Source organism: Wolbachia endosymbiont of Nomada ferruginata (assembly GCF_001675785.1).
Lineage (GTDB): Bacteria > Pseudomonadota > Alphaproteobacteria > Rickettsiales > Anaplasmataceae > Wolbachia > Wolbachia pipientis.
Genome location: NZ_LYUY01000057.1, coordinates 1 through 8,340, shown reverse-complemented (window position 1 = coordinate 8,340; position 8,340 = coordinate 1). Strand labels below are relative to the sequence as shown.

At 36.8% G+C, this 8,340-nt stretch carries 7 protein-coding genes; 2 read left to right on the top strand and 5 right to left on the bottom strand.

Annotation, left to right across the window (positions count from 1 at the left end; genetic code table 11):
• Positions 1-30 precede the first annotated feature (30 nt).
• The 4 genes from BA053_RS04050 to BA053_RS04035 form a co-directional block, all read right to left on the bottom strand.
• Entirely contained in the window at positions 31-927 is an 897-nt protein-coding gene (locus tag BA053_RS04050) for an ankyrin repeat domain-containing protein (protein ID WP_065095036.1), read from the bottom strand.
• A gap of 132 nt (positions 928-1,059) precedes the next feature.
• Positions 1,060-2,262: a multidrug effflux MFS transporter gene (locus tag BA053_RS04045; protein WP_458694343.1), complete on the bottom strand. Its 1,203-nt coding sequence runs from the start codon at positions 2,260-2,262 to the stop codon at positions 1,060-1,062.
• Positions 2,263-2,625: 363 nt separating this feature from the next.
• Positions 2,626-3,441, bottom strand: coding sequence for a hypothetical protein (locus BA053_RS04040; protein WP_065095037.1), 816 nt, complete (start codon positions 3,439-3,441; stop codon positions 2,626-2,628).
• 57 nt (positions 3,442-3,498) lie between these two features.
• The gene (locus BA053_RS04035) at positions 3,499-6,825 is read right to left on the bottom strand and encodes a glycoside hydrolase/phage tail family protein (RefSeq protein WP_065095408.1); all 3,327 of its coding nucleotides are present in this window, start codon (positions 6,823-6,825) and stop codon (positions 3,499-3,501) included.
• Between the two features lie 183 nt (positions 6,826-7,008).
• On the opposite strand from BA053_RS04035, the gene BA053_RS08350 reads away from it, so the two are divergent.
• On the top strand, positions 7,009-7,143 hold the full coding sequence (locus tag BA053_RS08350) for a WPE palindromic element domain-containing protein (protein WP_156518043.1): 135 nt from the start codon (positions 7,009-7,011) through the stop codon (positions 7,141-7,143).
• Between the two features lie 38 nt (positions 7,144-7,181).
• Here the strand turns inward: BA053_RS08350 and BA053_RS07325 are convergent, their stop codons facing one another.
• Positions 7,182-7,328, bottom strand: a complete 147-nt coding sequence (locus BA053_RS07325; protein WP_156518044.1) for a hypothetical protein — start codon at positions 7,326-7,328, stop codon at positions 7,182-7,184.
• Positions 7,329-7,582: 254 nt separating this feature from the next.
• Between BA053_RS07325 and BA053_RS04030 the strand changes: the two genes are divergently transcribed.
• The gene (locus tag BA053_RS04030) at positions 7,583-8,305 is read left to right on the top strand and encodes a hypothetical protein (RefSeq protein ID WP_245611064.1); all 723 of its coding nucleotides are present in this window, start codon (positions 7,583-7,585) and stop codon (positions 8,303-8,305) included.
• Positions 8,306-8,340 lie beyond the last annotated feature (35 nt).

Here is an 8,340-nt window from a genome sequence, read left to right as displayed (position 1 = left end):
AGAATTTCATATACCTAGCTATGAGTAGGGTTATGTTAAAGAGGGAATATGCTTGAATTTACTTGTTTCCGGACAACCTCTAACATCAATTCCCTCTTTTCTAAGTAGAGCGTTCAATACATTTATATCTATGTTGTTCTTTTGAAGAACAGAATGTAAAGGAGTATCTTTATTCTTATCTGCTAAATTAACATCGATTCCATCTTTTCCCAATAGGGCTTCTACTACCTCTTTATGGCCCTTTACAGCAGCCCAATGTAAAGGAGTGTTTCCACCTTGATCTTTTGCATTAACATCGATCCCTTCTACTACCTTTTTGTTGTTATCTCGAGCAGCCCAATGTAAAGGAGTCTTTCCATCTTGATCTGTTGCATTAACACTTGCTCCTTCACTTATTAGACGCTTTACTTCATCAATATCACCACTTTCAGCAGCCTCAAGTAATTCAGCTGCGTTTTGCAATAGAGTTTGTATGTCTTGATTAGCGGCTAAACCTAAAGGAGTCTCTCCTTTATCATCCTCTGCATTAACATTTGCCCCTTTGTCCAATAGATCTTTTACTATCTCTGCATGGCTATTTTCAGCAGCCCGATGTAAAGGAGTCTTTCCATCTTTATCTTGTGCATTAACATCGATCCCTTTTACTTTCAGTAGGGCATCTACTGCATCTTTACGGCCATGTGCAGCAGCCCAATGTAAAGGAGTCTTTTCATCTTGACCTACTGCATTAACATCTGCCCCATTATCCAATAGATCTTTTACTATCTCTGCATGGCCATTCGTAGCAACATAATGTAAAGGAGTGTTGTTATATTCATCTACTGCATTAACCTCAGCTCCTTCACTTATTAGACGCTTTACTTTATTAGTATTACCTTTTATAACAGCAGAAAACCAATCATTATTTATACTTTGTAAATTACTCATCCCATACCTCCTGTAAAACTATATTGTTATGATAAAGTCGTTAATAATCTATGAGCTCTCACCCCCTGTAAAATTATATTATCATGATAAAGTCATTAATAACCCATGAGCTCTGGATCACGCAAATAATGGTTATTCCCTGTGTTTTTCAGTACATTTGAGCTGGCTGTACATAAGAATTGCAATTGTAGAGCATGCTATTGTTAATAGTAAATTTGGTAAAATACCATAGCGAAAAAATTTTCCTACTATATATATTCCAATAGCCCCAAACATCATATTGCAGAATGAGAGGACTGCACTACCAAGCCCTATACCTTTGATCGTTTCTAAAGCAGAGGTTACGTTATTGCTTATTATTAATGCAAGTCCGATATTGGCTGGAATCCAGGCGACTTGAAGAATGAATATATTCAACTTGTCCGCGAAATAAAAATATACCAATAAACTATCGGATATTATCGGTAACACCAAACCTATTATTAGCATTTTGCTAACCCCTACTTTTGGTACATACCTTCTATTAATTAAAGTTCCAATTATGTAAAATATGACTATGATCGATATGAGGTAGCCAAAATACTGTACTTCAATGCCCATCGATTCAAATATGAACGGGTAATTAGCAATGTATGCCCAAAGCCACATGAAAGTTAATCCATGAATGGCTGAAAACCCAAGGAAACGATAATTTCTAAATATTGATATATATTGCTTGAAGATATTAGTAGTTATGTTAGTTATACTGGTTTCATTTTTATTTACAGTGAGTGTTTCTTGTAACTTAAAGTAGATAAAAATAAGTATAGCAATTGCTGCGAGTGACATAATAAAAAACAAAAATTTCCAATGATAACCATGTGAAATTATATAACTGCCCACCACTGGAGCTATTCCAGGTGAGAGTGCCACAACCATATTTAATTTTGAAATTACTCTCGAGTATTCACTACCCGAGTATATATCCCTTATTGCTGCATACCCAACAACACCTGCAACACCAGCCCCTGTTCCTTGTATGAAGCGAATTAGTATCAAGAGCGCAATGCTGTCGGCTATATAACACATGACACTTGCCAAAGTAAAAATTGTCATACCAATCAGCATCATTGGACGCCTACCATAATGGTCCGATAATGGACCATAAATTAAGCCAGATACCGCAAATCCAACTAGATTTAAGCTAATTGTAAGCTGCACTACACTGCCTTCTACTTTAAAATAATTGGCAATGCTTGGTAGTGCAACTGAGTATAGGTCAGTTGCCATATCGACAATTGCTACAGACAATATCATAATAAGAGAGATGATATTTTGCGAAAGAGCTGTTTTCACTTAATGATTTACTGGATTAAATATACTTAATTATAATGTATTTTTTTCATTAGTATATTAATTTAACTACTGAAATTAAGAGTAGCTATTCGAGAAAAAGCCTGTGAAGGCTCTATCCAGTAGGGTGTCATCCCAGTGCCATGACTACTTGGATCTAGTTTCCATTATACAATTTCATCAAAGCAGTTTACTTACTTGCAATTAAGTTTCTGGATCCAAGTAGTCATGGCACTGGGATGACAGGAGAAGGAGGCTACTTAGATGACACCCTCCTAGTGGATTCAAATCACAATGTTCGTACAGTTATGTGCTTTGACACTGAAATCTTAAGCTAAAATCATGAAAAGCACGAATTTCAATATCTTACCTTTGATTATTCACTTTAAGCTTTAAGTCTTCAACAGAAGATGCATTTGCCTCACTTACTACCTTTAGTGGTTCACCAAGGCTATGTTCCACTTTTGTCTCAAATTTAAAGCCCAATTTTTCGCAAAGCTTCTGAAAATATTCAACAATAACATCAAACAAATTCTTACCACTTACTTTGTAGTTTTTTAGCTCTTTAGGAATGGTAAGAAGTACTTTACCATCTTCATATGTTACATTTTTATCTTCACATTTCAGTTTAAACTCCGCTGAACTGCAAAAACCTGGTGTTTCGATATATGTACAATCATCATAGTTAAGCATTTTTGTATATTTCATGCTAAAACTAAGCTTTATACAATTGGGTTCACAACAATCCATAATATACTCTCTTGTCATACAGTTGCTTTGCGTTGACAAATGAAAAGATCCAAGAGCTTGACTCATATCATTAGGAAGAAAATGAGTATATCCGCCCTGATAATAGTTATTTATTAACTCCTCAATAATAGAGTTATTGGGAATTATTGCACCAACGTGTTTAAACATTTCTGTAAAAATTTGTCTGAGAAATGGACGATAATTCCCTTTTCCGTTTTCATCCCGTAGAATTAGATTTTTATGTTTTGAATACAGATTGTTAATAAATTCGTTAGTTATTTTTTGTCCGTTAATAGCAAGGCCGTGTGTTCTATTAAGATCCTTATATGTTCCCTCACCAGAAATTACTTCGTCCCAAGTGTTAGCTTTGAAATCAGCATATTTGAGCTTCTTCACTTCAGCTTTCAACGCATTGACCATTTCCTTTGACATGTTATATCTCTACCATTAATACCTGTATATTAATTCTAGCACTTACTTTATTAAATTTCAATTACTAAATGAATTTATCACTTTCACTTCCGTACTTTCCAGCGAGTCACCGTAAGTCACTGCTTTTAGGTAAAACTTTTTCCCCATTTGCACTTCGAAAGATATTATTGAATCATCAAGTAGAACAAATTTTTCACCTGCAGTCTCTTTAGTGCCTTCTTGCCCTCTAATTAGGTTGCTAAGCTTATATTTATTTTTATCTATAAGTTCAGCACTCTGGAATTTCACTATCTCTTTTCCAACCAGTGCTAAATTGCTTACATTTATAGTACTAACGTTAGTGCTTGTAAAACCCTCTTCTGTCATCCCAGTGCCCAGACACTGGGATCCAGGAGAAATATGGTCAAGCGCTGGAATGACACCATCACTTAAATAATGGTTATATGAAGAACTCAATACACCAAAACGTAACACTACTATAAGCCCCTCGTCGGTAGATTCCATTACATATCCGTAAGTAGACTGCTTATTTGTGCTTGCGATAGGCTTATAATCCTTATCGTTGTACGAAATAAAGAGCGTTGCTCCCTTCCAATTCCTTTCCTCACCAATTAAAGTAAAGCTTGCAATATTACCTTTAATATGCGGTAAATCTATCATTTCTACGATGGTTTTGCTGATATGAGAAGGAGGGTATTCCTTCAGCATAAGAGACCTTGTTGAAGGAAAAGAAAGCTTATATATGGAGCTGTCATAACCAACACCACTTACTTGAATGGACATGCTTTCAAATTTCGTTTTTATAATTCTCACCGTATGTTTTTTCTCACTGTCTAAAATCGTTATTACATCACTTGGCACAAGCCATGCATATTTTATCGGTAGCTTGAAATTGTATATATTTCTCTCTTGCCACGAAGAATAAAGTAAAACCTCAGCGATATTTTGCGCCTCCCCCTCCTCTATAATCAGCGGTATTTCAACTGTTATAGCAGTGCCTTGCTTTGGCAACTCAGCGTATTTAACATCAATTGGATAGCCAAAATTGCGGTTAAAGTAAACGATGTTAACTTTATTGTTTAAATCTAATTGACTGATATTAGCAAGTTTTGAATTGTTACTGAAAACCGTTTCACCAATTGGTATTTCAGTCGTAACTCCCCTGCCCTTTTGGACAAATTTCAGTTTAGAGTCCTGTTCAACCACATCAAAAAAATAGCAACTTTGCAGCATTTTAATAATTGAACGTACCGATTGCTGGTCATTTATCACATACCCAGACAATAACCCTTTGACGTTGCTTGTATCGAACTGATCGCTTTTTAAACCTGTTTTTTGTAACAGATCCGATAAAACATCGGAAATATTAAGCTGTGAAAGCTTTCCCTGAATCCAATGTCCTGTCTGCCAATTATGGCAGTCAGTCCACATATCACACAAATTGGGGAAATAAGGAAATGGCCTTGCATCCCACGCCCAGAGAAACATTTTTTCTACCATTTCCGAGCTTTGCCACTTCTTTAGCGTTCCTTCAATTGCAATTTTTTGCGAAAGAAAGCTCACCTCTCCGTTTGAATATCGTAGATATTTGCTCTCTATGCTGCCTTTATCAACAAACACATTTGGCTCATTAGTGCAGCCGTTCATACTGGGAAATCCATACTCAGTAAACCATATTTTTTTCATTTTTGGTTGCCATTTCGTTTTACTACCACATGGATTTATGTGAGTTTCACTCCACCATTTTGCTATGTTTTTCCACGCATACCTGCTGTCGTTATACTTTACTCTTTCAGGCTCACCCTTTGAGTAATCATAGAAATAATCATACCCCACTCCACTGCTCCAACCGCCCATTACATCTTCCGCAGAATAGCCAAAAGGAGGCTCTGGACCATCAGTCAGTGGAAAATAAGCATCTATGCCAACAACGTCGATGTACTCTGAAGACCACAGTTCATCCATATTATACCAACCATCATATGAATGGTATTCACTCCAATCAGCAGCGTAAGTTACCGTTACTTCTTTTCCAAGCTGAAGTTTTATTCGCTTTGCAAGCTTAACTAGCTCTATAACGGCAGGGTAATTACCTTGTTCATCTCTAATTTTGGTAAGCCGCACAAGTTCAGAACCGATGATAAACCCTTCCACTTTAGTTTGTTTGGCAATGCTTGCATAATGCTCTATAAATTTGTTATATTGATTCTCAAAAAAATCACTTATATCCCCAGGAGTCCCGCTCAATTTTCCTCGCCACTCTTTGTTCTTTGTGTCAAGCAAGGGCATTGGATAGAGCATCACCTTGTAGCCTCTGCTGCGTAACTCTTCTATATATCTTATCAACGCTGCATCACTAACTGTGCCACCATACATTGGGTTTCCACTCGCATCTTTTGAAATTAGCTGAGCATTATCTCTGGTTACACCCCCTACTTGCCAATCATCAGGTAATATTGCGGAATCATCTTGAAATTCAACTGCAGGATATATTTTACAATCTTTAATGTTCAGATCATTCACAAACCAATTGACTACTACCGATACCCTCTCAACATTTGGCAAATCTTCTTTTAATTGATCCAAAGAAAGCATTGCATCGCTCTTTTTAGTGTGGTTGTTGTGATTTACCCTTTGCGCCAGCCCATATGGGATATATTGGTTGCTGCTTATTTTCTCTTGCGCGATTTTCTTCTGTATTTTTGTATCATACACAAATTCTCCTGAGCCTGGTATAATATTGATATTTCGAATATTTTCTGCTATTGAAAATCCACTAGGCTTTAATGCAGTTTGCACTTCAAATGTGAATATCGGGACGCGATTGTTATAGTCTGCTAGAAGAAAATTCTTGATGACTATGTAAGATATTCCCCTATAAGCCGGCATGTTTCCTTCACCTTCAATTGATGACATAAATGGATCAGGATTTTGGTCTTCTGCACCGCGGTAAAAAGTATAATCTATTTCATCAAAGCTAAGTGATGTTGTATCTGCCCAGATTCTGTTTAATTTTTCTACTTTCCCCTTGCAGATCGCAATTGCAAGCGTTGCATAGTAATTATATGTAACGTTCATACCTCTTCCAATTTTACTTTTGGTGGTTATCGCCTCTTCTTTTATTGGCTGTGACCAAATAATGTTCCCTGCAACACGAGCAGTGCCATAGATAATTGGGATCGTTCTGCCGTAGGTTGAGGTTTGAACCTGCAGATTCTTTAGTCTCGCTCCATGCGTTACTTTCTGTTCTGCATCCAAACCAAATATTGCACCATCGAGCTGTGCACCAAGAAGAGCACCTAGTTCTGAGCCGATAATCTGGCCAATTGGCCCAAAAATGCTGCCTGCTTGACCAAAAATTGATGATAAAACTATTGTGGACATAATGATCCTCCTTTTGATAGATTTTTTTGAAATTGTTGAGAAAGATCCAAGTGTCACGCTACTTGGATGACACCTATAACCTTGTCATCCCAGTGCGTGACACTGGGATCAAGGAATTTTGATTGGACAACGAGTTGGTAAGTGTAAAGGTAGCTAATCTTATGTTAAAACACAACGTTTTTAATGGGATTGCGTGAAGACTGGATTCCAGTATCAGCTACTTGCATGACACCATCCTTTTTTCTGGATCCAAGTAGTCAAGGCACTGGGATGACAAAAACGGTACAGTCCGCGGTAGCGCGTAACGCTGGAATCTAGTACCTCATTCTCTTGTCATCCCAGTGCTTCCTCCTTTGTCATCCCAGTGCTTGACACTGGGATCCAGGAATTTTAATTGTAAGCAAGCACACTGAGTTGATAAGTATAAAAATGGCTGAAAAATAAACATTTTTGATGAGGTCACATAGAAAGCTGGATCCCAGTGTCAAGCACTGGGATGACACCCTTCCCTGGTGGACTCAAATCACAATGTTTGTACAGTTGTGCATAGGATGACGCAGATTAAGAATAAAAATCAAGGAAATTCAATAACTTACAATAAATAGTTGAAGTTTTTAATTAAGAAAAGCACATGAGTAAATCGTGTAGCTATAATCATTGTAAGCAACAATGAAAAAGTGCGGAAGTAGAAATTTGGGTTGACAAAATAAGAAAAAATATAGTATATTAATAATATTGATATTAACTTGAACTAATTATGCCAGCAGTAGTAAATACACCAGACAACATACAAAGACCGTCAAAATTAAAAAAAGCAAAAGAAATTCTGCTAGCTCCTGTAAGGTGGCTAATCACAGGTTTATTTATAGTATTACTTATAATGCTCATTATCTCGGCCCTAGTCTTTATTCTAGCCTTCATGGCATTGGATAAACTGTATCATCTTGCAGGAGGCAAAGCACCAGAATGGTTAGAGCAAAGAGCTGAAGCATTTATGGAGGCAGCACGTATTCCACAAACAACGCATGATACTGATGTAAATGATGCAATTAATATTAACGTTCAAAAGCTAAAAGAAAACTACGGTGAGCCTGATATTGATGATAAGTTTATAGAGGAAATAGAAGGATTTATTGATCAGTTAGAGTGCATAGCAAATGGCACACAAAAAGCTGCAGATAAAGATCAACTTACAGAAGATGAGAAAAAACATGCACTTGAGTGCTTGAAGCGTATAAAAAATAACCCTGGTACACATAGTGGAAGCGGGTTAACATTGAAGCAAGTTTTAAATTTAGTTTGGAAGGCTTGCAACGATCAAACTAGAGCAAATAATATAGCTATTAATACCCGCATATCACAGAGAAAATATCAACTGGTTAAACATTTAGTAGAATCGCAAACAGAATACGGAGTGCATGGTGGTCGTGGTTCAGAGGTTGTCCGGAAACAAGTAAATTCAAGCATATTCCCTCTTTAACATAACCCTACTCATAGCTAGGTATATGAAATTCT